23 protein-coding genes are annotated in these 26,956 nt (G+C 51.4%); 16 read left to right on the top strand and 7 right to left on the bottom strand.

The window, feature by feature from the left end; all coding sequences use genetic code 11:
- Positions 1-207 precede the first annotated feature (207 nt).
- Positions 208-975 carry a tyrosine-protein phosphatase gene (locus FYJ51_RS06515; RefSeq protein WP_154504349.1) on the top strand — a complete coding sequence of 256 codons (768 nt, stop codon included), beginning with the start codon at positions 208-210 and terminating at the stop codon, positions 973-975.
- Here the strand turns inward: FYJ51_RS06515 and FYJ51_RS06510 are convergent, their stop codons facing one another.
- Positions 976-1,392, bottom strand: coding sequence for a nucleoside 2-deoxyribosyltransferase (locus FYJ51_RS06510; RefSeq protein WP_154504347.1), 417 nt, complete (start codon positions 1,390-1,392; stop codon positions 976-978).
- Between the two features lie 71 nt (positions 1,393-1,463).
- Here FYJ51_RS06510 and FYJ51_RS06505 point away from each other — a divergent pair, with 71 nt between their 5' ends.
- From FYJ51_RS06505 to FYJ51_RS06490, 4 genes are read left to right on the top strand one after another with little or no spacing between them, the layout of a single operon-like run.
- Complete coding sequence (locus tag FYJ51_RS06505) at positions 1,464-2,003, top strand: NUDIX domain-containing protein (protein WP_105302398.1); 540 nt, start codon at positions 1,464-1,466, stop codon at positions 2,001-2,003.
- Positions 2,000-3,958: an alpha/beta hydrolase family protein gene (locus FYJ51_RS06500; RefSeq protein WP_154504345.1), complete on the top strand. Its 1,959-nt coding sequence runs from the start codon at positions 2,000-2,002 to the stop codon at positions 3,956-3,958. The genes FYJ51_RS06505 and FYJ51_RS06500 overlap by 4 nt, the downstream gene beginning before the upstream one ends.
- A 1-nt stretch (position 3,959) precedes the next feature.
- On the top strand, positions 3,960-4,439 hold the full coding sequence (locus tag FYJ51_RS06495; protein ID WP_105302396.1) for an S-ribosylhomocysteine lyase: 480 nt from the start codon (positions 3,960-3,962) through the stop codon (positions 4,437-4,439).
- Positions 4,440-4,447: 8 nt separating this feature from the next.
- A complete protein-coding gene (locus FYJ51_RS06490) occupies positions 4,448-5,146 on the top strand; it encodes a 5'-methylthioadenosine/adenosylhomocysteine nucleosidase (RefSeq protein ID WP_154504343.1) in 699 nt (232 codons plus the stop codon).
- A gap of 86 nt (positions 5,147-5,232) precedes the next feature.
- On the opposite strand, the gene FYJ51_RS06485 is transcribed toward FYJ51_RS06490, so the two are convergent.
- Positions 5,233-6,054 (bottom strand): M15 family metallopeptidase, encoded by an 822-nt coding sequence (locus FYJ51_RS06485; protein WP_105302394.1) that lies wholly within the window; start codon positions 6,052-6,054, stop codon positions 5,233-5,235.
- A 16-nt stretch (positions 6,055-6,070) separates the two neighbouring features.
- Positions 6,071-6,583 (bottom strand): QueT transporter family protein, encoded by a 513-nt coding sequence (locus FYJ51_RS06480; RefSeq protein WP_105302393.1) that lies wholly within the window; start codon positions 6,581-6,583, stop codon positions 6,071-6,073.
- Positions 6,584-6,762: 179 nt separating this feature from the next.
- Between FYJ51_RS06480 and FYJ51_RS06475 the strand changes: the two genes are divergently transcribed.
- The 7 genes from FYJ51_RS06475 to FYJ51_RS06445 are packed head-to-tail and all read left to right on the top strand — an operon-like array spanning position 6,763 to position 13,604.
- Positions 6,763-7,458, top strand: a complete 696-nt coding sequence (locus tag FYJ51_RS06475; protein WP_105302392.1) for a response regulator transcription factor — start codon at positions 6,763-6,765, stop codon at positions 7,456-7,458.
- Positions 7,448-9,046, top strand: coding sequence for a HAMP domain-containing sensor histidine kinase (locus FYJ51_RS06470; RefSeq protein ID WP_154504341.1), 1,599 nt, complete (start codon positions 7,448-7,450; stop codon positions 9,044-9,046). Before FYJ51_RS06475 ends, FYJ51_RS06470 begins: the two co-directional genes overlap by 11 nt.
- 18 nt (positions 9,047-9,064) lie before the next feature.
- Positions 9,065-9,697 carry a dTMP kinase gene (gene tmk / locus FYJ51_RS06465; protein ID WP_154504339.1) on the top strand — a complete coding sequence of 211 codons (633 nt, stop codon included), beginning with the start codon at positions 9,065-9,067 and terminating at the stop codon, positions 9,695-9,697.
- Positions 9,687-10,811: a hypothetical protein gene (locus FYJ51_RS06460; protein ID WP_154504337.1), complete on the top strand. Its 1,125-nt coding sequence runs from the start codon at positions 9,687-9,689 to the stop codon at positions 10,809-10,811. The genes tmk and FYJ51_RS06460 overlap by 11 nt, the downstream gene beginning before the upstream one ends.
- Positions 10,808-12,025: a regulatory iron-sulfur-containing complex subunit RicT gene (gene ricT / locus FYJ51_RS06455; protein WP_154504335.1), complete on the top strand. Its 1,218-nt coding sequence runs from the start codon at positions 10,808-10,810 to the stop codon at positions 12,023-12,025. The genes FYJ51_RS06460 and ricT overlap by 4 nt, the downstream gene beginning before the upstream one ends.
- Positions 12,022-12,876, top strand: a complete 855-nt coding sequence (rsmI, locus tag FYJ51_RS06450) for a 16S rRNA (cytidine(1402)-2'-O)-methyltransferase (protein WP_277085009.1) — start codon at positions 12,022-12,024, stop codon at positions 12,874-12,876. Before ricT ends, rsmI begins: the two co-directional genes overlap by 4 nt.
- Before the next feature lie 2 nt (positions 12,877-12,878).
- A complete protein-coding gene (locus FYJ51_RS06445; protein WP_154504333.1) occupies positions 12,879-13,604 on the top strand; it encodes a PrsW family intramembrane metalloprotease in 726 nt (241 codons plus the stop codon).
- Here the strand turns inward: FYJ51_RS06445 and FYJ51_RS06440 are convergent, their stop codons facing one another.
- Positions 13,605-14,612 (bottom strand): nucleoid-associated protein, encoded by a 1,008-nt coding sequence (locus FYJ51_RS06440; protein ID WP_154504331.1) that lies wholly within the window; start codon positions 14,610-14,612, stop codon positions 13,605-13,607.
- Between the two features lie 6 nt (positions 14,613-14,618).
- A complete protein-coding gene (locus FYJ51_RS06435) occupies positions 14,619-16,202 on the bottom strand; it encodes an NAD(P)/FAD-dependent oxidoreductase (protein WP_154504329.1) in 1,584 nt (527 codons plus the stop codon).
- Between the two features lie 102 nt (positions 16,203-16,304).
- On the opposite strand from FYJ51_RS06435, the gene FYJ51_RS06430 reads away from it, so the two are divergent.
- The 4 genes from FYJ51_RS06430 to FYJ51_RS06415 all read left to right on the top strand — a co-directional run bounded on the left by FYJ51_RS06430 (position 16,305) and on the right by FYJ51_RS06415 (position 21,074).
- Positions 16,305-19,175, top strand: a complete 2,871-nt coding sequence (locus FYJ51_RS06430; protein WP_154504327.1) for an insulinase family protein — start codon at positions 16,305-16,307, stop codon at positions 19,173-19,175.
- Entirely contained in the window at positions 19,175-19,807 is a 633-nt protein-coding gene (locus FYJ51_RS06425; protein WP_105302382.1) for a hypothetical protein, read from the top strand. The genes FYJ51_RS06430 and FYJ51_RS06425 overlap by 1 nt, the downstream gene beginning before the upstream one ends.
- A complete protein-coding gene (locus FYJ51_RS06420; protein WP_105302381.1) occupies positions 19,804-20,679 on the top strand; it encodes a DegV family protein in 876 nt (291 codons plus the stop codon). The genes FYJ51_RS06425 and FYJ51_RS06420 overlap by 4 nt, the downstream gene beginning before the upstream one ends.
- 191 nt (positions 20,680-20,870) lie before the next feature.
- Entirely contained in the window at positions 20,871-21,074 is a 204-nt protein-coding gene (locus FYJ51_RS06415) for a hypothetical protein (RefSeq protein ID WP_105302380.1), read from the top strand.
- Between the two features lie 60 nt (positions 21,075-21,134).
- Here FYJ51_RS06415 and FYJ51_RS06410 read toward each other — a convergent pair whose 3' ends face one another.
- The gene (locus tag FYJ51_RS06410; protein WP_205946220.1) at positions 21,135-24,275 is read right to left on the bottom strand and encodes a UvrD-helicase domain-containing protein; all 3,141 of its coding nucleotides are present in this window, start codon (positions 24,273-24,275) and stop codon (positions 21,135-21,137) included.
- A gap of 1 nt (position 24,276) precedes the next feature.
- Entirely contained in the window at positions 24,277-26,874 is a 2,598-nt protein-coding gene (locus FYJ51_RS06405; protein WP_154504323.1) for a PD-(D/E)XK nuclease family protein, read from the bottom strand.
- Positions 26,875-26,956: the final 82 nt, after the last annotated feature.

The raw sequence follows: 26,956 nt of genomic DNA, 5'->3' as shown, positions 1-26,956 counted from the left end.
TTTACCTTGGTACATGTAACAGTGATGTAATTTGTTGGTGCTTCGAACCGCCGGACGCCGAACGGCTTCTCCGGTGGTGTGAGAGGAAAAAAGATGAGAGCTCACGCTCTCATCCTCCTACTCGATTACCTGCACGCAGGAATCATCCATGCATTTTCATCCCATTCTCACAAATCTCTGCTAAGATGAAAACAAGGTGTTCTGAATATGAAAATCAATCAGATCAATAAGGAAAATAATGTCCGCGATCTCGGCGGGTATCAGTCAAAAGATGGCAGGAAGATCAGAAAAGGGATCTTTTTCCGTTCCGGCGGTCTTTATCATCTGAATGAAGAAGAACTCGGGGCTCTGAAAGACCAGAATGTGAAGTATATCCTGGATCTGAGAGCAGACTATGAACAGAAGCGACATCCGGATCCGATCGTTCCAGGAACGGAAATCATCCAGCACAGCAATACTGTCAGCAAGTTCGGGGAACAGATCGACTTCTCTCCCAATGGCATGCATCAGACCGGCGAGGCAGCAGTAGAGCAGCTTCGGAAACTGGTCCGCTACTATGCGGCAATGCCATTTGAGAATGAAGCCCTGCATGCATTGATGAACGCAATTGAACAGGGAAAGACACCGCTTTTATTTCACTGTGCAACCGGCAAGGACCGCACCGGCGTCGCAGCCATGGTTCTTCTGATGGCACTCAATATTCCGGAAGAAACAATTCTTCAGGATTATCTGAAGTCCAATGACTACCGGAAAGACATCATTGATTCCACCCTGCAGGAATACCATGATCAGATTGAAAAGAGTCCCGAACTCGGAACTCTGATTCAGATGCAGACCGGCGTGCGCAGAGAAATCGGCCAGGCAGTACTGGATGGCATTAAAGAGAAATACGGATCTTATTCCAATTATCTGATTGAAGAATACGGCCTGGATCGTTCCAGACTGAAGCGGATCATGGATATGTATCTGGTCTGATCACTGTTTCAGGATCTCATCGATCATCCGGAACAGCTCTGCTTTCGTCTCATAAGACTGAATATGGAAATACGGATCTCCGGCAAGCATTGCCGAGAGTTCGCATTCCTGATGCCGGTAGAAGATATATACCGGCTTTTCATACTGCTCGGCATAAGCCATCTCATATCCGACTCCTAAAGACGGATGCGTGCACTCGGCAATGACCAGATCGCATTCTCTGAGCCAGGCAGTATCCTGTTCATAGATGGCCTGATCTTTTCCTCTGCCCTGTTCGAGAATGGAACGCTTCAGATCGCCGACCTGTTCGGTCAGGACGTGATCGGTCTTGTTGATATGCGCAATCAATTCCTGATAAAGCTGTGCATCATTTCTGCCGCCGCGGATTGATCCTGCAAAATATACCTTCTGATTCATAAACTTCCCTCTGTTCCCCATTATCGCAGAAAAGTGCTTCCTGCGTTAAGATATTGAAGCAGGAGGCACGCATGGATCTGAAAGAGAAAACAGTGTCTGAAAAGACTGTATACAGCGGAAAAATCATCAATGTACGTATGGACCAGGCAGAGATGCCGGATGGAAAGATCGTCGAACGGGAAGTCGTGGAACACCCGGGCGGCGTAGGAATTGCCATGGAAGACGAAGAAGGGAAATTCTTTCTCGTGACGCAATGGCGATATGCCCAGCGCACGGAAACCATCGAATACCCGGCCGGCAAGAAAGAGAAGGGAGAAGACCCCTTCACGACTGCAGCCAGAGAGATCATCGAAGAAACCGGATATGAAGGAACCGACTTCACGTATCTTGGCAGGATGATGCCGACCCCGGCCTATGATGAAGAAGTCATCGACATGTACTACTGCCGCAAAGGCGAGTATCGCGGCCAGCATCTGGATCCGGATGAATATCTCAATGTATCAAGAATGACTCTGGATGAAATCACCGCCCTGATCGTGCAGGGAAAGATCCAGGATGCCAAGACAATTGCAATGACCTTTCTGGTCAGGGAGATGAAAGCACAAGTATGAAACCGATTGAAATCAGCGATATTGCAGAATACCGGATTCCGGGCAATCTGAACTACAGCCCGGATGGAAAGAACCTCAGCTTTGATGTGACGAAAGGCGATCTGGAAGAGAATACGTATCATACGTCGGTCTGGCTCTATGATGGAAAAAAGGCAAGACAGATGACCTATTCCCTGGACGCTTCCTCTCTGTTCTGGGAGGACAATGAAACCCTGATTCTGAAACGGAAGAGCCCGAAGGGAAAAGAAGGAACCACAGAGCTGTTCCGTCTGAATATCCATGGCTCTGAAGCAGAACCATGGATCACGCTGCCGTTCATTCTGACTTCCATGAAGAAAGTCAGCGGACCGATCTATGCGGCACTCGGCCTCATCGACAGCAGAGATCCGGATGCCTATTGCGCAGATGAAGAAACCAGGAAACGCAGAAGCGAAGAGAAGAAAGACGAAGCAGACTACCAGGTCGTGGATGAAGTTCCATACTGGTTCAACGGCATGGGCTTCACGAACCGCAGACGCACTGCCTTGTTCTTAGTGAAGACAGAACCAGAGCTTCAGGTCGAACGGATCACGAAGCCTGACTTCGATACCGGCTTCCTGATGGCAGATGGCGAGATGCTCTATTACACAGGCATGGAATGGACTGGCAATCAGCCGCTGACTTCAAAGGTATACAGCTATGACACCAAGCACGGAAGAACTGCGGTTCTCTATGGCAGAAATGATCATTCTTTCGGCTCTCTCTGGATTCAGAAAGGACAGCTGTATGCAGAAGCCACCGACATGAAAGCCTATGGCGTCAATGAGACGATGAATCTGTATCTTCTGAAAGATAAGAAGCTGACCGAAGTCTATCGCCCGGAAGTCTCGCTGAATAACAGCGTCTGCGGCGATACGCTGGAAGACAGCGGACATTTCCGCACGGATGGATCTTTCCTCTATACCGAAGCCACCGAGATGGATCATACCTGCATCTATTCTTTCGATGAGAAGTTCCATCAGAAGACCGTCTGGGACAAGCCAGGCATGACCGGCAGCTTTGATGTGAAAGGAAAGAAGCTTGCGGCAGTCTATCAGGACTGGAATCATGTCGCTGAAGTCTATGTGCAGGAAGGAACTGGCAGAGCCGTGCGCGTCACGAATCTGAATGATGAACTTCTGAAGGACAGATACATTGCCAGACCGATGCCGCTCTCCTATACCTCAGACGGAGAGAAGCTGAAGGGATGGGTGCTTCTTCCGGAAGGGTTCAATCCGAAGAAGAAGTATCCTGCCGTACTTGATGTTCATGGCGGACCGCGAGCAGCCTACGGAGAAACCTTCTTCCATGAGATGCAGGTCTGGGCAGCGAAAGGATTCGTCGTATTCTTCACGAACATCCGAGGCTCCGATGGAAGAGGAGATGCCTTCGCCGATATCCGTGATCAGTATGGATACGTCGACTTCAGGAATCTGATGGACTTCACCGATGCCGTGCTGAAGAAGTATCCGAACATCGATCCGAAGAAAGTCTGCGAAACCGGCGGCAGCTATGGCGGCTTCATGACCAACTGGATCATCACGCATACCGACCGCTTCTGCTGTGCGGCAAGCCAGCGCTCCATCTCCAACTGGATCTCGATGTCCTATATCTCTGATATCGGTCCGTACTTCGGACCGGATCAGTGCGGTGCTTCCGGACTGAATGACTATGAGAAGCTCTGGGAACACTCTCCTCTGAAGTATGCCGAACAGTGCAAGACTCCGACTCTCTTCATTCACAGCGATGAAGACTACCGCTGCCCGCTGGAACAGGGAATGCAGATGATGCAGGCCCTCACGGTGCGCGGCGTTGAAACCAGAATGTGCATCTTCCATGGCGAGAATCATGAACTGAGCCGTTCCGGCAAGCCGAAGCATCGCATCCGCAGACTGAACGAAATCACTGTCTGGTTCACCCAGCATACGGAGAACTGAAATGGAAAAAATCACGAGCTTCAAGATCAATCATCTGCTCCTGGAACCAGGAGTCTATGTCTCCAGAAAAGACAAGTACGGAGATACGGTCATCACGACTTTCGATCTGCGCATGACAGCCCCGAACCGGGAACCGGTCATGAATACTGCCGAGGTTCATACAATTGAACACCTCGGTGCGACCTTTCTGCGCAATGATCCGGAGTATAAGGACCGGATCGTCTACTTCGGCCCGATGGGATGCAGAACCGGGTTCTACCTGCTTTTAGCAGGAAATTACAGCTCCGAAGACATTCTTCCGCTGATCATCCGGATGTTCGCATTCATCCAGGACTATGAAGGAGATATTCCGGGCGCTGCTCCATCAGACTGCGGCAACTATCTGGATCAGAATCTGAACATGGCCAGATATCTTGCCAGACGCTACATGAACAATACGCTGAAACATATCGACCAGGCCCATCTGGTCTATCCGAAGTGAGGAAGCTAATGAAGATCGGAATCATCGGAGCGATGGAAGTAGAAATCGCTTCTCTGAAGAAACAGATGAACATCACCCAGGAGAAAACAATCGCCCGGATGACCTTCATCGAAGGAACCATCGGAACCCAGGAAGTCGTGCTGGTACGCTCTGGTGTCGGCAAAGTCAATGCCGGCGTATGCGCGCAGCTGCTGATCACGGTATTCCATGTCACGCATGTCCTCAATACCGGTGTCGCAGGTTCTCTGAACAACGATATCAATATCGGCGATCTCGTCGTATCGAAAGATGCGATGTACCATGATGTCCACGCGGAAGTCTTCGGCTATCAGTCCGGCGAGATTCCTCAGCTCGGCATCGTGCAGTTTCCAGCCGATGAAACCCTCCGGAAGCTGGCTGTCGAAGGCATCCGGAAAGCAGCACCGGACGTTCAGGTATTTGAAGGAAGAATCCTGAGCGGAGATGCCTTCATCGCAGACCATCAGAAAAAGATGGAACTCAGAGAACAGTTCCATGGTGACTGCACGGAGATGGAAGGAACTGCCATAGCCCAGGTATGCTGGCTTAATCAGATTCCATTCGTCATCATCCGGGCAATCTCTGATAAAGCAGATGAAAGCGTCCAGGTCTCCTATGACGAATTCGAAGCCAAGGCTGCAGAACACTGCGCAAGCTTAGTATTCGAGATGCTGAAGAAAATGAACTGAAGGATCGCAGACCGCGGTCCTTTTTCATAGCTGGCAGCTTCTGCAGCTGCCGTTCCGCTACTCCGATCTCAGAAAAGCACTCCGCTTCAGGAAGCAGGAGTGCTGATCGGATCCGTATATTCTGTTCCTCCGGATACTCCGAAGTATTCTTCAATTGTTTCATCCGGGCTTACCGCATGAAGCTTTGCTGCCCAGTCCTTGCCGATATAGCGGTAATGCCATGGCTCATACGTATAGCCGGTAATTTCATCCTTGCCCTTCGGGTAGCGGATCACGAACCCGTATTCCCAGGCATGTTCATAAAGCCATTTTCCGCTCTCGGTATTCTCGAAGCCGGCGGTGAAGTCAGAACTTCCATTTTCCACGAAGTCTGCTGCCAGACCAGTCTGATGATCGGAATACCCGGGTCTGGAACTGTAGGTATCTGCAGCTTCCTGTCCATCTGATGCGACATAGCCCCAGTAGAGTTCCGACTGGTATTCTTCACTGCGGTAGGCACTGCTGAACTGCAGGTAGATTCCATCTTCGGCAGCAGCTGCCGTCATCTCTGCTTCCGCTTCCGCTGCTTCTTTTCTCATCATCGGGGCAATGTTTCCATGTCCCCCGAGCGTATTGACATCCACCAGATCAGAAGGCTCATATCCTTCCGGAAGCCGGTGGCTCTTGTTTGCGATCAATAACAGGCTGTCGGTATCCGTGAATAACGATGGATCATAGGTCGGCTCTGCTGAAGCAGAAGGCGTTGCAGCCGGCTGTGCCGAGGGCGAAACCTGAGCTGCTTCCTGTTTCTGATTTCTCGTACGGATCATATGAAATCCATAGAACACTGCTGCCGCAATTCCTGCGGCAATTGCGAAAAGAACCAGAATGCGGCCGATTCGGACTATTCTTTTCTTTCTGTGTGCCATGGATTTCTGGCTCCTTTCAGCTTCTGAAGAGGCCGCGTTTCTCAAGTGCTCTGATCAGAAGATAGCCGACGAAGACGGAGATCAGCTCTCCGACCGCAACCTCAGCCCCGAAGATCATCGTGCCGAGGAATTTATTGTCCGGCATATAAAGCACTGCAAGCTCTGCTCCCACGAAGAAGAAGTTGAAGACGACCGGCATCAGGATGCTCCAGAGAGGAATGCCTTTCACCAGCTTATTTCTCAGGTGATACGTGCACTCAGCTGCTAAGAAGGTTGCAAGGGTGCCGACGATGGCATCCAGGAATCCGGTCGGATTGATGCCTGTGGCAGCCCCGATCAGGTTTGCCAGGAAACAGCCCAGCGTAACCCCGTAGATGCCGTCATGATAGATCAGCGGCAGAAGCGTGAGGGCTTCGGCAATGCGGACCTGGATGGCTCCGAAGGAAATCAGCGATAACCCCGGAATAAAGCAGAGAACGGTGTAAATGGCTGCGATCATCGCAGTGCGGGTAAATTGATTCAGTTTCATTGATGAAAAATCTCCTTATTTTAGGTGTACGTCAGGTAGCCGCTACTGACGGAGGCATTTCTGCCTCGGCTACTTACAATACACCAGCCTTCGATTTCTGTCGATTCCGTTTTCTGAAATATCATTAAGAAACCGGGAATCCTCGCATCTGCGTGGTAATCTTTGTGCAAGAGGTGCATATGACATATCACATACTCGTAGCAGAAGATGACAGCGATATCGCGCAGCTTCTGAAGCTGTATCTGGAAAAAGAAGGATGGGAAGTCAGCCTGGCAGAAGACGGGGTCGAAGCCATGCAGATAGCGGAGAAGACCAAGGTCGATCTGGCCGTGCTGGATCTGATGATGCCCAGGATGGACGGCTGGGCCGTGACACAGAAACTGCGGGAGAAAAGCAATCTTCCGATTCTGATTCTTTCGGCCAGAAATCAGTATTCCGATAAAGTGATCGGACTGGATCTCGGGGCAGATGACTACATGACCAAGCCATTCAACCCGCTTGAGATCATTGCCCGCATCAAAGCACTGTTAAGAAGGTATTACAAGCTCGGAGCAGCTGAAACCTCTCCGGAAGTGCTGGAAGCAGGAGATCTGGTCCTGGACCAGAAGCGCATGACGCTGACCAAGCGCGGAGAGAACATTCCGCTGACGCCGACGGAATTCAGGATCCTGTCGATGCTGATGGAGAAACCGGGAACCGTATTCACGAAGATGCAGGTCTATACCGCCATCAACGGAACCTACTTTTCCAGCGATGACAATACGATCATGGTCCATATCTCCAATCTCCGCGACAAGATTGAAGACGATGCGAAGAACCCGCAGTATATCCATACGGTAAGAGGGCTCGGATACCGCTTTGAATATGAAAAATAAGAAAAAGAACATCTCGATGTTCTGGATGCTGGTCTTCCAGTATACCTGCTTTGCGGCAATCGTGCTGGTAGCCCTGGGCGGCATCGGCAAATTCATGAACCAGCTCATCACGAATTCCTATTCCAATCCTGCTTTTGTTCATGGGGAAGAGATCGCGCAGTATGCCGCGGATGGGAAAGAATCGTCGATTCCGAAAAACTGGCTGAATGGCAATGGCTGGTATCTTCTGATCGGCGAAGACGGAACTCCCATCTCGGGATCCTCCGGATCACCAGAAAACCTTCTGCTCAATGCGGAGGATGTTTCGATTCTTTCGATTGGCGATGGCTATATCGGATATACGGAATACCAGGAAGAAGATGGCGCGAAAACGGGAGAATACATTGCCTACAGCCCGGAAAGCACGGCAGAGGGCAGTGCATTTTCCATTGAAGGAATGTTTCTGGTGGATGTATCAACCGGAACGGTTACGTACAGCACTCTGGATAAGATTCCGGTCGGCGATCATATTTCAGAAACCCTGCGCATGGTGCTGATCGGCGAAAGCAGCGGCAGCACGATTTCAGTCTATTCCGAAACCATGCAGGATGGATCACCTTGCGTCGTTCTGGTCGGAGTTCCCAAGGTCAGCACGGTCAGAGAGAATTCAAAGATTGATCTTGTGATCCAGATGTATGACGTGATTCTGATCGCAGCATTTGTGATCATTCTGCTCGTATTCGTTTTGTGGCTGAGCAGATGGTTCCGCAAGCCTATCACCATGTTGTCGAAAGCGATGACCGAGGTTGCAGAAGGAAATGTCGGTGAGCAGATCGCCTATCGCGGTCCGGCAGAATTCACAGAGATGTGCGACAGCTTCAATACGATGAGTGCACGTCTTGAGAAAACAGAGCAGGAACGCCGTCAGGCTGAGCAGGAAAAACAGAAGATGCTGGCTGATATCTCGCATGATCTCAAGACTCCGATCACCGTGATCGAAGGCTATGCCAGGGCGATCCGGGATGGCGTGATCCCGGAGTCCCAGGAGAAACAGTATCTGTCGCTGATCGAAGAAAAAAGCGAGCAGCTGACCGGCTTGATCAATGAGTTCCACACGTTCTCGAAGATGGATCACCCGGCTTATCATCTTGATCTGCAGAAGACGGACTTGACCGAAACGGTCCGTCAATACCTGGCTGGCAAATATCCGGAATGCGAGCTTTCAGGAGATACGCTTGAAGCAGATCTGCCGGAAACCGAGATTCCATGCATGCTGGATACCGCTCTGTTCCATAGAGCACTCGACAATATCGTGAATAATTCGATCCGTCATAATGCTGCCGGAATTGTCATTCATGCTTCCCTGCAGAAAGAGGAAAAGACTGCAGTTCTGATTCTGGAAGACAGCGGCTCCGGGCTCTCCGACTATGCAAGAGAACATATCTTCGAACCATTCGTGACCGGCAATGATGCCCGCAATTCCAAAGGCAGCGGCCTCGGCATGGCAATCACGAAGAAAATCATCGAAGCAGAAGGCGGAACCATCGAGCTGCTTCCGGAAACAGAGACCTGGAAGACCCGCTTCGCGATCCATCTTAGGACTCTTTGAGCGTGGTATAATCGCTCTATGAGCACAGGAAAATTCATTACCTTCGAAGGCCCGGACGGAAGCGGCAAAACAACCGTCTCCACCGCTGTCACTGAAAAGCTTCAGGCAGACGGATACCGGGTCATCTATACCAGAGAACCAGGTGGTTCCGAAATTGCCGAGCAGATCCGCAATGTCATTCTGAAACCCGAGAATACGGCCATGGATGTGCGCACGGAAGCGCTGCTTTACGCTGCCAGCCGCCGCCAGCATCTCGTGGAAGTGATTCTGCCCGCCCTGAAACAGGGCATCCATGTGATCTCCGACCGGTTCATTGACAGCTCGCTTGCCTATCAGGGCGTCGGAAGAGGCATCGGCATCCAGGCAGTCTATGACATCAATCAGTTCGCGATTGAAAATCATATGCCTGACAAAACGATCTTCCTGAACATTGATGCAGAGACCGGACTCGATCGTATCAGCCATCATCGGGCTTATCTCGATCGTCTCGATCAGGAAAAGCTCAGTTTCCACCAGACAGTCTATGAAGGCTATCAGCAGGTCATCTCGAAATACAGAGAACGCATGATTCTCATCGACGCATCAAAAACTGTCGAAGAAGTGATTCAGAATGCCTATGAAGCAGTGAAAGGAATTCTGGATGGCGACTAAGAAGCTGACCGCAAAAGAGAAAGAACAGATTGCGGAAGCCTCGAAGCGAATCGAACAGGAAGCAGAGTCCCGGCAGAACCGGGTACAGATCAGAAAGCTTCTTGCCCAGTATGAACCAACCGCATACCGCTTTCTGGATCAGGCTCTGAAGACCGGCAGTCTCCCGCATGCATGTCTGTTTCTCGGACCGAAAGGCTCCCTGAAGAAAGACATGGCTTTTCTGGTTGCGVGCAGCCTGTTTGCCAAGTCAGAGACCGGCCTTGCGGAAGAAGAAAATCTTTCTGCAGAAAAGCAGATGATCTTCACCAGAATGGCCGCAGGCGACTACAGTTCACTGATTCTCATTGACGGATACCGGAAAAGTGCCATCTCCAAAGACGAAGCAGATGAGATTCAGAGCCGCTTCTCCGTCACTGCTGCCGAAGGCGGCGTGAAGGTCTATATCATCGATCATATGGAGAACAGCAGCGACAGTGCTCAGAACAGCCTGCTCAAGTTTCTCGAAGAACCAGCCAGAGATGTCTATGCCATTCTGACTGCGGACCATGCAGAGGGGATTCTTCCTACTATCAGGTCACGCTGCGTGATCGTTCCGTTCCGGCCATTGCCTGCCGATGTCTACCGCAAGGCGGCAGAACAGGCAGGCCTGGACCCCGAAGACGCATTCTTCCTGTCCGGCATCTCTTCCGACTTCCGGAATATGGGCGATCAGGCAGCCTCTTATGCCTATCAGACTGCCAAGCAGATGCTGAAGCAGTATCTGAACGTGCAGGGAGATCGGCGCCTTCTCGTCGTGGACTATGAAGCCAGATACCGGGTCCGTTCTTCGAAGACCGATGAATCCGTGAAGACAGCCGATGCCAGAGATGCCAATCTCGATGTGCTCCAGCTGTTTTTCAGCATGGTCATGCAGTTCTGCAAGTCCGTGCTCGTTCATGACGCAGATGGACCGGCATGGTATCATAATGCAGTAAGCGCTGCCATGAACGACAGTCCGCGCATCTATGAACGCAGACTGCGGATCGCCATGGAAGAACGCGACCGCGTGAACCGGAACAATGACCTCAGCCTCTTATTCGCCCAGGCCATGTACCGGATGGAGGTAGAATCATGAATGAACCAAGAACAGCGGAAACGCCGAAGAACTATACCTACAGCGTATCCGTGAAATTTGACAACAGCAGTCGGGCCTATTCGTTCGGAACGGAAAATCCGGACCTGAAGAACGGCGATGCCGTAGTCGTCGAAACCCAGCAGGGTGTCGAGCTCGGCAGAGTCCAGGGTACCCCGCAGTGCACCAGCAAGATGGTGCCATGCCGCATGCCCCAGAGACCGATACTCAGAATTGCAGATGAAGAAGACCTGCAGGACTATGAAACCAACAAGGAATACTCCCGCGAAGCTTATGAGATCTGCAATGCAGAAATCACGAACCTCGGCCTGAATATGCACCTGCTGAGAGCAGAATACATGCTCGATCGTTCCAAGATCCTGTTCATCTACCAGTCTGAGCAGCGCGTGGACTTCCGGGAACTTCTGAAACGCCTCGGATCACAGCTGCATTGCCGCATTGAACTGCGCCAGATCGGCGAACGCGACAAGGCGAAGATGGTCGGCGGCATCGGCATGTGCGGCATGGAATGCTGCTGCAGCCGTTTCAAGACGCATATGGACGTCATTTCCATCAACATGGCCAAGACCCAGCTGCTTGCGCTGAATACGGAGAAGCTGTCCGGCATGTGCGGCAAGCTGATGTGCTGCCTGAAGTATGAAAACGACAACTACAAAGAGCTGACTGAAGGCCTGCCGAAAATGGGTGCCCACGTGGAATATGACGGCGTCATGTACCGGGTCGCATCCATGAATGTCATGTCCAATGAAGCCCGCCTTGAAAACAGCGAGACCTACCAGGTCATCTCGATTGAAGACCTCCGCACGAAGGCCATTGTCCGCAAAGGCGTGACCGTCGGCAGAAAAGGGCCCCAGCGCTCTGCTGGAAAGCCTGCTCATATCGCCCCAGGCGTCAGAAACGTCGAGACGCCGACCGACTTCCGGGCTACCAATTCCGAGAAGAACCGCGGCATCTCTTCCGAGTCGAAGAAAGTCACTCCGGCTTCTGATCTTTCCGATCGCCGCAAGCCGAGAAGAAACGATGCCCATGCCGGCCTGAAACCGCAGGCATCTGCACCGAAGAAACCCGCAGCCCGCACGGCAGGACCGCGCCGTCCGAAGCACCCGGTGCATACTGAAACCAATAATCCGAATGTGACTGTCCGCAGCTTCAAGTCCAAGAAGAAGGCAGAGACAGAGAAAGAAGAAGCCAAGTGAACCGCCAGAAGAGCTTTGAAAATGAGAAGCCTTCCCTGTTTCTGGTTCCGACTCCGATCGGAAATCTCAATGAGATGACCCCGAGAGCAGTGGAAGTGCTGAACAGCGTGGACGTCATCGCCTGCGAAGACACCCGCACTTCCGGTCAGCTGCTGAAGCATTTCGAAATTCATAAGCGGCTGATCGCCTATCAGAACTTCAACGAAGATTCCAGTGCAAAAGGAATTCTGAACCTGCTGTCGCAGGGCCAGAACGTTGCCCTGATCAGCGATGCCGGCTATCCGCTCATTAATGATCCCGGTCAGCGCATCGTGACCGAAGCTGCCGCCGCCGGATACAACGTCATTCCGCTGTCCGGATGCAGTGCGATGCTCGATGGCCTGGTGGCCAGCGGCTTAGTTGCGCAGCCATTTATCTTCATCGGCTTTCTGCCGTCCTCTTCGCATGAACGGAAAAAGAAGATGCAGGAATACCGCAGCTATCCGATGACGATGATTTTTTATGAAGCACCCCATCGCATCACGAAAATGCTCGAAGACTGCCTCGAGGTATTTGGCGACCGGAAATGCTGCCTGGCCAGAGAACTCACGAAAGTCCATGAAGAATTCCTGCGCGGCACCGTGAAGGAACTGCTTGAAGTCAGCGAAGAGCTGAAAGGGGAGATGGTCGTGATCATGGACGGAAACCATGATGACTACTCCAAAGATGTTGACTATGGCATGATTCTCTCCAAAGTGAATGAGAATGTTGCCCTCGGCATGACCAAATCCGAAGCCATCCGGCACGTCGCTGCCGAAACCGGGTTTTCGAAAAATAAGATCTACGAGCTTGTCCACAGCAAGGAGAACTGACTATGAGCCATGTATACGACCTGCCGATTGTCACTGCGCTGATTTATCTGGCTGCCGCAATTACTCCGGCCGCAGTCCTGCTCCGCTTCATCTATCAGAACGACAAGATTGAAAAAGAGCCAGCCAGGCTCTTAGTCTCTCTGCTGTTCGGCGGCGTGCTTGCTGCCCTTGCAGCGATGGTGCTCGAATGGATCGGCGAAGATCTTCTGATTCCGTCCCTTCCCATCTCCGAAGGAACCGCATCTGCCGCAATCGCGGATGCAGTCCTCGTAGGAATCTCAGAAGAAGGAGCGAAGTTCTATTTCCTGAAACGCAGAAGCTGGAATCAGCCCGCCTTCAACTACCGCTTTGACGGGGTCGTATATGCAGTATTCGTAAGCCTCGGCTTTGCGGCGTTCGAGAATATTCTCTATATCGCTCAGTATGGTCTGAGCATCGCTCTGTCAAGAGCTCTGCTCGCTATTCCTGCGCACTTGTCCTTCGGAGTATTCCTCGGCTCCTATTACGGCCGCGCAAAAGTATGCGACGTCTATGGCGACGACGTCGGCAGAAGCAGAAACCTGCTGCCCGGATTTGTTTCCGCTGCCGGGCTTCATGCCTTCTATGATGGCTGCATCATGGTGAATACATCTCTGTCCACCGCGGTCTTTGCCATCTTCGTCATCGCGCTATTTTGCTATGTCTACCGGGAAGTGAAGAAGGAATCCCAGGAAGACTTAGCCATCTGACTACCGGTTCGTGATCTTTCCGATATGCTTCAGCTCAATGGAAATCGTTCCATCCGGATGATTCGTGAACTCGATGAAATCCGGACTGCTGAAATATTCGGTCGGAAACGTCAGCTCAATTCCGGTATCCGTCCGGATTCTCTGGTTCTTCAGCTTTCTCACTGCAGCAGTCTTAGGCAGAACCACTTCTTCCGGAATCTCTTCTTCTTCTGCCCGTTTCTCAAACGCAGTCTTCAGTTCCTCTGATTCTGAAAATACATGAGAAGAAAGATCTTCCGTCGTCACACTTGGCGAAGATTCGGTCGTCTGACGAAGATAGTTCTTGACCCGGCTCACCATCAGTGCCGGGTTTTCTTCATGTTCTTCTGCCACCTGCTCCGTGATCTTCGTCAGCGTCTTCAGCACTTCTTCGGAAGACTTTCCGGACGTGCACCCGAGCACTTCCTGCATCAGAGAAGAATCAGCATTCTTCGAAGCTTCATCCAGGAAGTGGATCGAGAAATCATCCAGGCATACAAAGGCGGCTGAACGGATCTTCTTCGAGAAACCAGGCAGCACGGAATACGACTCGAGAATCGTATTCACCGTCCGCTCATTCTGCTCCGTGATCTGCGTGAATGCTTTGGAAATTTCCAGGAACAGGATGCCTGCATATCTCTTTCCATTCTGCTCATAGTCCAGCACCAGACAGTCTGCAGGCAGATCGAGATACGTCTTCATGACTTCTTCAGCAGTCTGCGCCGCCTGCAAAGAAAACGGAAGGAAATCCAGTTCACCCTCTGCATACTGCTCCAGAACTCTCTTCATGGAACTGTCCTCACGGAACGTTCCTTCCCGGTTCTGCATATCATTGACCGCCCGCACCATCTGATGCATCACATAGCTGAATACCGTTTCATCCTCCAGATCCAGAACCTGCTCGGAATATACCGAAGCCCCGGTCCTGAAATCCAGAATATGCAGCACTGCCGCATGCAGAATCAGTTCCTCATCTTGTTCTTCTGACATCACTGTTTACTCCAATCCTTCCGGCGGTGCAAAGCGGGCAATGATCTGCTCCGCTGCCTTCACGCCGTCAATCGCTGACGAAACAATTCCGCCGGAATACCCGGCACCTTCTCCGCACGGATACAATCCCGCTACTTCTGATTCCATGGTCGAAAGATTCCGCAATATCCGTACCGGTGAACTCGTTCTCGTCTCCACGCCGGTAAATAATGCCCCGTTCTTCGTAAACCCCGGGAAGATCTTCTCGGTATGCACCAGCATCTCTGCAAGACTCTGATTCATCCGTTCATTCAGCAGGGGATGCAGATCCAGCATCTTCACCCCCAGCGGATAGGTAGGCAGCACATCGCTGATCTCATTGCCGGCTGAAGGATCCAGATAATGCGCAATCGTCTCGCACGGCGCTTTCCCGTTTCCCATTTCAAAGGCCAGATGTTCCATGCGCTCCTGGAACTCCACGCCTGCCATCAGGCCTTTTCCAAAATCCGACGCATCCGTCTGAATGACCAGTGCGCTGTTGGCATTCCTGCCATCTCTTGCCGCATACGACATACCGTTGACGACCACCGTATCCTTCTCACTCGCCGCCGCGACCACATACCCACCAGGGCACATGCAGAAACTGTATACGCCTTTGCCAAGCGAAGACGTATGGCTCAGATGATACTCCGCCGCCGGCAGAACGGTTCCCTCCGGAATGCTGCGGTACTGTCTGGCATTGATGAAGGACTGCAGATGCTCTGCCCGGAACCCGACCGCAAACTGCTTCGCCTCCATCGGCACCCCGCACTCCGCCAGCATCCGGAACGTATCTCTGGCACTATGACCGATCGCAAGAATCAGCATCCGGCACGGAAGCACGCTCCCGTCACTCAGCTTCACTTCTTTCAGAGAACCATGATCCGTGACGATCTGCTCCAGCTTCGTCATGAATCGCACTTCTCCGCCCATCCTTTCGATTGCTTTTCTCAGATTCTCATCAATCCCGCACAACGCATCTGTGCCGATATGCGGATGATTCATCCACATGATCGAAGGATCCGCACCAGCCTTCACCAATTCTGTCAGAATCAGACGCACTCTGGGATCCTTGACCCGGGTCGTCAGCTTTCCATCTGAGAATGCCCCGGCACCGCCTTCACCGAACTGCACATTCCTCTCCGGATCCAGCACTCCGGTTTTCCAGTACGAATCCACCGCTGCCTTGCGGTCTTCAATTGCCGGACCGCGTTCCACGACAATCGGCCGGTATCCTTTCGCCGCAAGCAGATAAGCAGCCGCCATCCCTGCCGGGCCGAACCCGGCAATGACCGGTCTCGTCTCCAGAACCTCTGAACCAGCCTCAGGCACTTGATAGTGATACGGCTCAGTGTGCCTTGCCTTCAGCTTCTTCAGATAAAAAGCTTCGTTCTCCAGCTCCAGATCAATCTGCCAGTCATAGCGCGGCGCTCTTTTGGCCCTTGCGTCTAACGAACGATGAACAATCTCTGCAGAATGCACATCTGCAGCCTTGATATGATGTTCCCTGATCGCGGTCTCAATCGGATCTGCCTGATCAGAAACAGGGGTATGAACTTCAATTCTAAGCATATTCCAGCTCCATTCCGGGACTATTCTATCATGCGGCGCCAGAGACTTGTCCGGATGCGCAGTGTGATACACTGAATAGGACAAGGAAAGAAAGGATTGCCCATGGAATTGAATCTCAATGATGAACTGCACGGCTTCCGCGTGACCCGCATACGCCCGCTCGAAGACCGTCATGGAACCCTCTATGAAATGGAACACGAAAAGACCGGCGCAAAGCTCTGCTGGCTCGCCCGGGCAGAAGAAAACAAGACCTTCTGCATCGGCTTTCGCACGATCCCGGAAAACGATACCGGCGTATTTCATATCTGTGAACACTCTGTGCTTAACGGATCCCGGAAATACCCGGTCAGAGAACCATTCGTCGATCTTCTGAAATCTTCTCTGCAGACATTTCTGAATGCGATGACCGGCGCTGACAAGACTTTCTATCCCGTCAGCAGCCGCAACCCCAGAGACTTCCTGAATCTGATGGACGTTTATCTCGATGCCGTTCTGCACCCGGCCATCTATACGAATCCGGATATTTTCCGTCAGGAAGGCTGGCACTATGAAATCCGCAATCCGGAAGACGAACCAGTCTATAAAGGCGTCGTCTTCAATGAGATGAAAGGCGCCTTCTCCTCCGTCGATGAAACCATCATCGACGAGATGAACCGCATTCTGTTCCCGGATAACTGCTATAAATATGTATCCGGAGGAGATCCCGAACATATTCCGGACCTCTCTTATGAAGACTTCCTGGCAACGCATAAGCGTTTCTATCATCCTGGCAACTCCATGACCTTCCTCGATGGAGATCTGGACATCGATGCAGTGCTCGGGAAGATTGACGGATACTTCCGGGACTATGACCACAGCAATGGTGCCCCGGCAATTCCGATGCAGAAAGATGTACCTGCATGCAGGAAAAAGAACTTCTATGAAATCGCACCGGATGAAGATCCGAAGAACAAGACGCAGATTACCTTCGGCCGCGTCATCGGAACGTATGAAGACGTGAAGAAACTGCTGGCCTGGGATGTACTTTCCAGCGTGCTTGCAGAACACAATGAGTCTCCGCTGAAGAAAGCAGTCCTCGAAGCAGGGGCGGGGCAGGATGTCGAGATCGCGGTCATCGATTCGATGCTGCAGCCATATGCCGCAGTCATCATCCGCAATACTGATGAAGCCCTTGCTGAAAAAGCAGAGAAAGTTATCAAAGACACCCTCAGTGACCTTGCGGAACATGGCCTTGATCATGAAGCTATCCTGGCTGCCCTCAGCCAGAACGAATTCCATTACCGGGAACCGAAAGAACCAGCCGGAGTCATGCTGGCAGCTTCTTCCTATAATTCATGGATGTATGGCGGCGATCCGGAACTGTATCTGAACTGCGGCAGCTGCTATCAGGAACTGCGTGCAGAAACAGAATCCGGATACTTCGAGAATCTGCTGAAAGAATTCCTGGATCCTGATCATCTCTCTCTGCTGATCACGCTCCCGGATCCGGATCTCGGAAAGAAGAGAGCCGAGAAAGAAGCAGCCCGTCTTCATTCCGTCAAGGAATCCTGGGGACCGGAGATCACCAAGTATATTGCCGAGAACCTCGAACTGGATGAGTGGCAGGCAGGCACGGATACTCCGGAGCAGAAAGCTTCTCTTCCGAAGCTCAGCCTCTCTGAAGTCTCCGCAAAGCCGATTCCGCTGGAGCCGGAAGAACAGGAATATCACCATGTTCCGATCCTGCTGTATCCAGAGAGCGACAGCGGCATTGTCTATCTGAATCTGTACTTCAGCGCTGCCVGTCTCAGAAAAGAACAGCTTCCGTATGCAGGCATGTATTCCCATCTGCTGTCCAGGCTGCCGACGAAATCGCATACTCTTCCGGAACTGCAGCAGGAGATCCGCCGCTATGTCGGAAACCTGTCATTCTACGCAGACGTCTATGCCGCAGCCGGCCATCCGGATGCCTGCATTCCGGTATTGGCTTGTTCCTGCAGCGTGCTGAAGGAAAACCTTCCGAAAGCAGTGGATCTGATTCTTGAGATTCTGCAGGAGACTATTCTGGATCCGGCGATGATTCAGCCGATGGTCCTGCAGGAAAAGGAACAGTACCGCCAGACCCTGATCGCTGGCGGGCATAGTGCGGCAATTCTGAGAGCGGCTGCACATTTCACGGCCGATAATGCCGCAAAAGAATACTTCAGCGGCATCACCGCTGCACAGAAGATCAGCGAGCTTGCCGACCATTATGATCAGCTCTCCGCAGAATTCGTTAATGAAGCAGAGATGTACCAGGAAGTGATCTTCAGCAGAAACCGGCTGACCATGAGCATCTCCGGAGAAGAGAATCTTCCGGAATGCAGGAGAATCATCGATTCCCTGAATGACATTCCATTCCAGCGCTGTGTCGTCCACTATCCGCTGCTCACTGATCCAAGAGAAGGCATCGAGATTCCTGCTCAGATCGGCTACAGTGCTTCCGTGATCCGTCTTCCGGAATACAGCGGACACGCAAGAGTACTAGCCCATATGATGACTTACGGATATCTCTGGACAGAGATCCGCGTAAAAGGAGGAGCCTACGGAACCGGCTTCCTCGTCTCTCCGAGCGGCATCACCGGATGCTGGAGCTATCGCGATCCGACTCCCGGAAAGTCCTTGAGTGTCTATCAGAACGTCCCGGCAGCGATCCGCGAAATGGCAGCTTCTTCGGACGATCTGACCGACTACATCATCGGCACCATCGCTTCCGCAGAACCGCTGATGACTCCTGGCCAGAAACAGAGAACCGGGGACAGCCTCTGGTTCCGCGGTCAGACCTATGAGTCCAGACAGGTGCGCAGACAGGAGATTCTGTCTACCGTTCCGGAAGATCTGGTTCAGCTCGCTGATCAGATTGAATCTGCAGAGAATCGCGCAGAAGTACTGGCAGCACCGAAGCAGATGCTGGAACAGGAAGAAGGCATGACGATTCTCCGCATAGAAGACTGATGAACGCGTTCAATCCAGGCAGGAGAGTCCTTGCAGTTCTGATCGGAGAAGAAGACATTCATCGCATCAGCACAGCTCTGCCGGAGATTTCCATTCTGCAGATTCCTGTATCAGAGAAGGACTGGAATGATCATCTCTCGCCATGGCCCGCAGAGAAAGTATTCCGGAAAGGAACGGACTTCAGCGGCCATGCGGATTCCTTCCTGAAAGACCAGGTGGAACCGGTTCTGCTGGAAGCACAGAAAGACTATTCTCAGATTTTCCTCTGCGGATATTCTCTTGCCGGTCTCTTCGCTCTGTATGCGTCTGCCAGAATCGAGGGCATTGATGGAGTGATGTCTGCCTCCGGATCCCTCTGGTATCCAGGCTTCACGGAATTCCTGAAACAGAATCCATCTCATGCGGAGTTCTTCTATCTCTCCATCGGCAATGCCGAGAAGAATTCCAGGTCCCCGATTCTCAGCACGGTGGAGGAAAAGACCATAGAAACAAAAGAGATTCTGGAATCGCAGAACAGGCACGTATTCTATGAACTGCGTGAAGGCGGACACTTTTCGGACCCCTGTCCAAGAATCATCCGCGGCATCGAAAAGCTTGAGGGGATGTGTTACGATAATCCCCGAATTCTATGAACGATTATATTATTGCGACTGCATCCACTGCAGACCTGACTCCGGAATACCTTCAGCAGCACCATATTCCGTTCATTTCATATCCTTATGTCCTTGATGGAAAGGAATACCGCGATGACTGCCGCCCGGAAACCAGAGTGAAGATGTATGAAGCCATGCGCAATGGCGCCGAAGTCAGCACTTCCGCCATTTCCATCTATGACTACCATAAGTTCTTCGTGAAACTGATGCAGGAAAAGAAGGACATTCTCTACCTCGACATGACCAGCGCGATCTCTTCTTCATTGAAGAATGCCCAGATGGCAGCGAACATGATCCGCGAAGAATATCCTGAGCAGCGCTTTGTCTATCTGGAAACCTATGCTGTCACCGATATCCTCGGACTGCTCGTCAAGAAAGCAGTCTCGATGAAAGAAGCCGGAGCATCTCTGGATGAAGTCATCAGCTGGCTTGAAAGCCATAAGCTGGAATACATCGGCAGATTCATGGTCGATGACCTCAAATGGCTGCGAAAAGGCGGACGCCTTTCCAACGCTTCAGCCTGGATCGGCACGCTGCTTTCCATCAAGCCATTGATTATCGTCGATGACGAAGGAAAACTGGTTGCCTACAAGAAAGCCCACGGAAAGCGCAAAGCCTGGAGTGAACTCATCGCAGATATGAAAGACACGATGAACGAACAGACCCCTGAAGAAGAAGTTGCGGTTATCCACTCCGGAACCCCTGAAGACGCAGAGCAATTTCGTGCAAAGATCCTGGAAACTTATCCGCAGCTGAAGAAAGTGACCGTCAACCTGCTCGGCCCGGTCATTACCGCACATGTCGGCCCGGGCTTCATGGCTGTTGTCTATCACGGCACCAATCGGAAGTGATTGCAGAGCATTCTGAACCAGATCTCATTCTGTTCAGAATGCTTTTTTCTTTCCGCCTTTTTCTGGTACCCTTCTTAAAAACATGAAAACGCTTTAATTAAGAATGTTCAGAATGCGTGCAAAAGAAATTTTCTTTGATTATAATACCAACGCATTGATGAAACATCCCGTTTTTCCAATGCAGAAGGAGGGTGAGCGAAGTGTATATCACGAAACAGGCAAAAGATATCCTGAAGGAACATGGAATCACCAGAAAGACTCTGGACGAATACTCCGTTTCTCAGCTGAAACAGCTTGGACTTACCGCGATCGATGCTCGCAGCTGTCCCAGTTCTGCAGTTGCCCTTGTCGCAGATGGCGAGGACATCATCCATTGTTCGCTGACATCATTCTGAGATACAGAAAAGATGATGGCAACCCTTTATCGAGTGAAGGGAACCATCATCTTTTGTGTTTCAGACAATTTCTACTTCATGTTTCTGCGGCAGGCTCCAGAGATATGCAGTGATTCTCTTTTCCGGATACAGGATCTCCAGAGCAGAACGATACGCATCAATCTGTTCCTGGTACCGATCCTTAAGTGCAGCATCAGAAATCCGGTCTGTCTTGAAGTCAATCAGAATCACATCAGCATCGCTGATTGCGATGAAGTCCATCGTACCATGGAGACAGAACTTATCTCTTTCGATATAGAACGGATACTCTTTATGAATCTCCATAGTCAGCGCTTTCTGATACAGTGCTGAATTTCCGAAGGCAAGCACCATCCTGCACGCATCTTCATCAAGCCCGGTATCCTTCAGATCCTCCATGGTCCAGATGCGGTCCGGCAGCTGTTCAATCACTTCATGAACCTCTGTTCCGAATGATCTGCCGCGCACATGGTCCTCTTCTTCCAGGTCAGGCAATCCGGAAACTTCTCTGCTGGAAGGAGTGATCCAGACCTTCTCTTCCGGAACGTCTCCCTGATAAGAAGGAAGACGTTCTGCATAAGCAGAACCAGAAGAATGAGCTGGTTTGATCTTCTCCGGAACCGTCTGTTCAATATGGAATAATTCTGATTCTCCGAGGGCAGACAGGATCAATCCCGTCATGCCATGACGTCTTGCAAGCACGGAAGCAGTAATCGGCTCCGGATCAATCGTCTTCTTCACCACATCGACGATGAACAGCCGTTCTTCTGCTCTGGTCAATGCAACATAGAGCAGTCTCGTGAACTCTTCGAGATCTTCCAGATCACCTTTATGACTGATCGCAATCTCCTGAATCGTCGGCCGCTCTGCATTCCAGAACGGTACCCGGTATTTCATGCCGAGATACAGACTGTCATCAGCGAGAACGGGGGAACTCTTATCCCGGAACAGATTCTGCGACGTGCTCCACAGGAACACAATCCGATACTGAAGTCCCTTGGATTGATGAATCGTCGTCACGAGAACGACATCATCATCGCTGCCATGGGACATCGCTTCCGAAGACTTCTCTTCCTGACTCGCTTCCATCAGATCGATGAAATCGCGGAGACTCTGAGGCTGCTGAGCAGCAGTCTGTTCAGACAGATAATCGAAGTTCGCTTTCTGACTGTCCGGAAGCCGTTCGAAGAAATCATGCCGAAGCGCAATCTCATCCAGCATTGCAGAGATTCCTCTCTGCCTTGCAATTTCTCTCAGTTCCTGTGACTCTTCCAGAATTTCCGGATGCAGCGCTTTAACTCCCTCTGTGAATGAAGGATGTCCGATCTTCATCCTGGCAAGCTCTTCATCTTCCATTGCATAGAACGAAGAGGTGCATACCGCCGCAAGCGACACGGAATCCGAAGGATCGCACATCAGCCTGCACATCGCAAGAATCGTCTGACAGAGCTCAGACTGGAAAAAACCTTCTCTTGCGTCGATGTCATACGGAATCCCGGCCTGATCAAATACCGATCGGAGATACCGCTTATCGCCATGACTCCTGACCAGCACAGCAAAATTCCGGAACTTCAGACTCGGATCTTTCTGCTTCATCTCCAGAATCTTTCCGGCAATCCACGAAGCCTTGAGCTCCTTGGAACCAGGCGTCTCTTCACCTTCCATCACTTCTGGAGAAAGAATCTCTTCAAAGACCACCGGAACCGGAGCAGGCTCTTCCTGTGCACTTCTTCCGATCGTCACATGATCTTCCTCTGCATACCGATCCTTCAGACCAGGTACATTCATCAGCCGTTCAAACAGCAGATTCGTGAATTTCACGATGCTGTCCTTCGAACGGTAATTATGTCTTAACGTGATTCTTCTGATCTCCGGCTTCTCCATGAGACCCCGCATCAGCTCCGGCTTTGCCTGACGGAACCGGTAGATCGACTGTTTCACATCGCCGACCCGGAACACATTATCCGGTTTCGCAATCTTCTCGAGGATCAGATTCTGCAGCTCACTCGTATCCTGGAATTCATCGATCATGATCTCATCCAAGGAATCCCGGATAGCAGAAGCCGCTGCACCATCATTGGCTTCCAGGATATTCAGCGCGAATCTCTCCATATCGGAGAAATCCATGCACGCATGATCTCTCTTGATCTCTGCAAACTTCTGATGAGAAAGCTCAGCCAGCTCGCAGAGACTGTGGCAGATCGGATCCATCTGCGCCGCATCCTGGATGAATGTCTTCTCATCATACCGGAGAGAAATCATCTCCTTGAGCGTCGCTTCCATATGATCCCTTGCTGCGGTATATTTCTCTGCCTTTTTATCGGCAGTCGTCTTTCTCGCTGCCAGCTCATCGAGCCGGAGACAGAAGCCGCTGTAATTGCGATGATCCAGTTCCTGCATGCAGGCTTCCAGGGCATTGCGCTTTTCATCAATGAGCTCCGGTTTCACTTTTTCAGAATCCAGTGCTGTCCGGCTCATGACATTCAGGTCATCCTGAATGCTGAGACAATCCTGCTTCCACTGATCGAAGAAGAAATCAAGAATTCCTTCCGGGAAGTCTTGGAACTTCGTGACTGGCGTATAAGACATCGCCGCATGATGAAACCATTCATCCGGATCAATACTTGAGTTCGCATGTGCACACAGCGTATTCACGATGCTATGCAGCTCTTCATAATCTTCACTGCGCGGGCTGAACGCCTTCAGCATCGTCAGCAGTTCTTCATGATGTGCATGATCATATTCTTTCAGCGCGGACGTCCAGGCTTCCTGCTCCATCGAAGTCTTCGTTCCTTCCGAAAGAATATTCGCAGCCGTTGCCGGATCAAGACCGATCACGCTGTAATATTTCCTGATGATGGAGAGACAGTAGCTGTCAATCGTCGTGATGCTGGCATTCTCCAGTTCCACCAGCTGCTGATTCAGATATGCATTCTGTTCCGGATCCGTTTCCTTCTGTGCCTTTTCGTGCAGCCCTGCCGCAAGCCGCTTCTTCATCTCGGCAGCCGCCGCAGATGTGAACGTCAGGGCAAGGATTCTCGAAAGGGGAACATGATCTTCCGTGCACCGCTTCAGAAGCCGTGCAACCAGAACACCGGTCTTTCCGGCACCGGCACTGGCCGAGACCAGGATACTGGTACCAGTCGTGGCAATCGCTTCCGACTGCTGTTCATCAAACGCCATCTCAGCCATTCTCCTTTCCGATCTTCAGCTCCGTATCCTGCATGACCAGCGGAACCGGGACTCTGAAATCTCCCTGGAACCTGCAGATGCACCGATACCTGCAGAACATGCATGCATTCTCTGCCGGCGACAGCTCGATCGAGCCATCCAGCAGATGGTTCCTGAAATAGTCATATACCTCTTCCATGCATTTCTCACTCAGGCCGAAGTCATAGAACGTCTTCGTTCCGGATACGATATGCGTCTCTGACGCATCAAGCTCTGTCAGATGTTCTCTGTCAAACGTCCATCCAGCCATCCTGCGCACATTGAGAAACTGCTTCTTCAGCGATTCTTCATCCATCATCGTCTCCGTGATGGCTCCTCGGGAGAGCTTGGCAGCAGAGAGCGGATACGTGCAAGGCTTCAGCGAGAAATAATAAGCCCCGCCAGGAATCTGATGCCGGTATTTTCTGGCAATGATGAGATATGTCAGCAGCTGCAGCTGCATTCCTGCTTTGACCTTCTTCTCGTTCAGCGTTTTGTCAGAAGACTTGTAGTCGACGATCAGCATCAGGTTTCCGCACGTATCGATACGATCGATGATCCCGCGCAGCTCGATGCCCGGAATGATCTCATCCGCAAAGGCATGTTCTTCTTCTGCGGGCACATAGCTGGTATTGGCTTCCATGTCTTTCAGGAAGCAGAATGACTGCTTCAGATTTTCCATCATGCGAGCTTCACTCAGACTGAGTTCTTCTTCGGAATGCGGATATGCAGTCTTCAGTGCTTCATAATACGGATGCAGAATCTGCGCAATCTCTTCTTCTGAGATCTCTGCATAGTTCTTCCCGTATCGCTTCACGGAATGCTCCAGCACCGCATGCTGAATCGTTCCGGTTCCTGCCGAATCACGATCCGTCAGCCTTAACGGTCTGACCTTCAGCCCGCTCTCAATGAAATAAGAATACGGACATGCAAACCAGCGCTCAATCGAAGAAATCGATCCATGGATTTTCCCGTCTTGTTCAAACAGCGCGGCTGCAGTATCCGGACTCAGCTCATGCTTACCAGCCTGTGCCGGCTTCAGAACTTCAAGCTTCCATCTGAGTGCACTGTGCTTGGGAAACATGGATTCAATCTCAAACGCCAGCTCGATGCCTCTGCCCTGGTAATCATTGGTCGGGCAGGAGAAATACACATGTTCTCTGGCACTGTGCATGACCCATTCCAGCTGGCTGCTGTAGGCATCATGCCGCTGCTCCATGGACGGATACTGCTTCAGGCAGCTCACATACGATTCATCGAACAGACCCTTGCACACCGGAAATCCCGGCCAGTTCTGCCCGGAACATCCTGCCACGTACGTATTCTCGGCAATCCGGACCGGATGCGTCTGATCCGTGACCATGCAGAAATCCTGCGGCTTTCCGGATTCCGAATCCTGGATGGATTCCATGAGTTCAATGACAAACGACAGATCTGCTTCGCTCTGAACATCCGGAAGCACTTCCTGCAGAAGCTCCATGATCGAACGGGCAGCCTGCAGCTCCGGGCTGCTGTTCAGAAACGGACTTCTCTTCATGACCGCATAAGCAGCTTTCAGTATCTCTTTCGGGCTGTCCGCCTGCTTCAGCAGCTGCAGTTCTTCCTCAATCGTTCTGAAATATGCAGCAACCTGCTTCTGCTTGTCTGCGTAGTAAGGAGCGTCTTTCGAAAGGGGACTGTTCTGCAGAGCTTCTGCAATGCCACTGGGTGCTTCCGGATCTGTCATGGTCTGTCTCAGGAATGGATAAAGAGAATCCGGGCAGAACGAAGGGAACGCATCAATCCGGAACATCTCCAGGAGAGAAGAAACATCTTTCTTCCATGCAAAGCGGGCAGCCGCCGCAAAGATCTTCGGAATATGAAGTTCCGTATTTTCCTTCACAGCTGACCATGGAATGCCGTATCGCATGAATACCTGCTTCAGCACAGGCAGCTGCGTGCTGTAAGATGCCAGGATGATCGTGCATGACACATTTTTCCGGCAGATATCCTGGGCAATGGATTCCAGTTCCTGGCGGGCATTGAGTGCATAGCAGAGAGAAAGGGAAGGAGAAGGCTGCTCTTCTTTCACGACCGGAATGCCACTCTGTTTCAGATCCCTGCGGAAGGCATAGCTGAAATAGTCTGTCTCAAACGCAGGATACAGAGAAAGATTCTCAATCGCGGAAATCTGTTCCAGGTATTGTTTCCGATTCTTTCCATATTCCTTCTCCTTCATCGGAAGACGCATGATCAGAGCCAGGATGCGGGAAAGCTCTGCTTCGGAAGGATTCCGCTTCGGAAGGTCCTCGACCGGAATCTGGTACAGGGCAAGCTGGCGGGCAAAGGATACAACCTCTTCTGAAAAGGCAGGAAAAGCAAACATGTTCCGGAACAGCGGAAACTCGGAGGCATGCTCCTGAAGCAGGCGCGCAGCAGAGAATAAGGCGGCGGCCCGGTTCTCTTCTCCTTCTGTCTTCATGAGGTCAGAGAGAGAAACCATCCGGATATCGGTCACGATGCCTTGATTCTTCTTTGCGAGCTCATGATAAATCTGATCTTTCTGATAAGAACTGCAGAGAATTGTCTTCATGACCTCATTATAGCTGATCTTTGATCAGGCAAAGAACCCGGTGGAGTACTGTGCACACAAGATCGCTCTGATCTGGCAGGAT

It is taken from the genome of Stecheria intestinalis, from assembly GCF_009696165.1.
GTDB lineage: Bacteria > Bacillota_I > Bacilli_A > Erysipelotrichales > Erysipelotrichaceae > Bulleidia > Bulleidia intestinalis.
The sequence above is the reverse complement of the archived record's forward strand: the minus strand, read 5'-3'. Positions and strand labels throughout refer to the sequence as shown.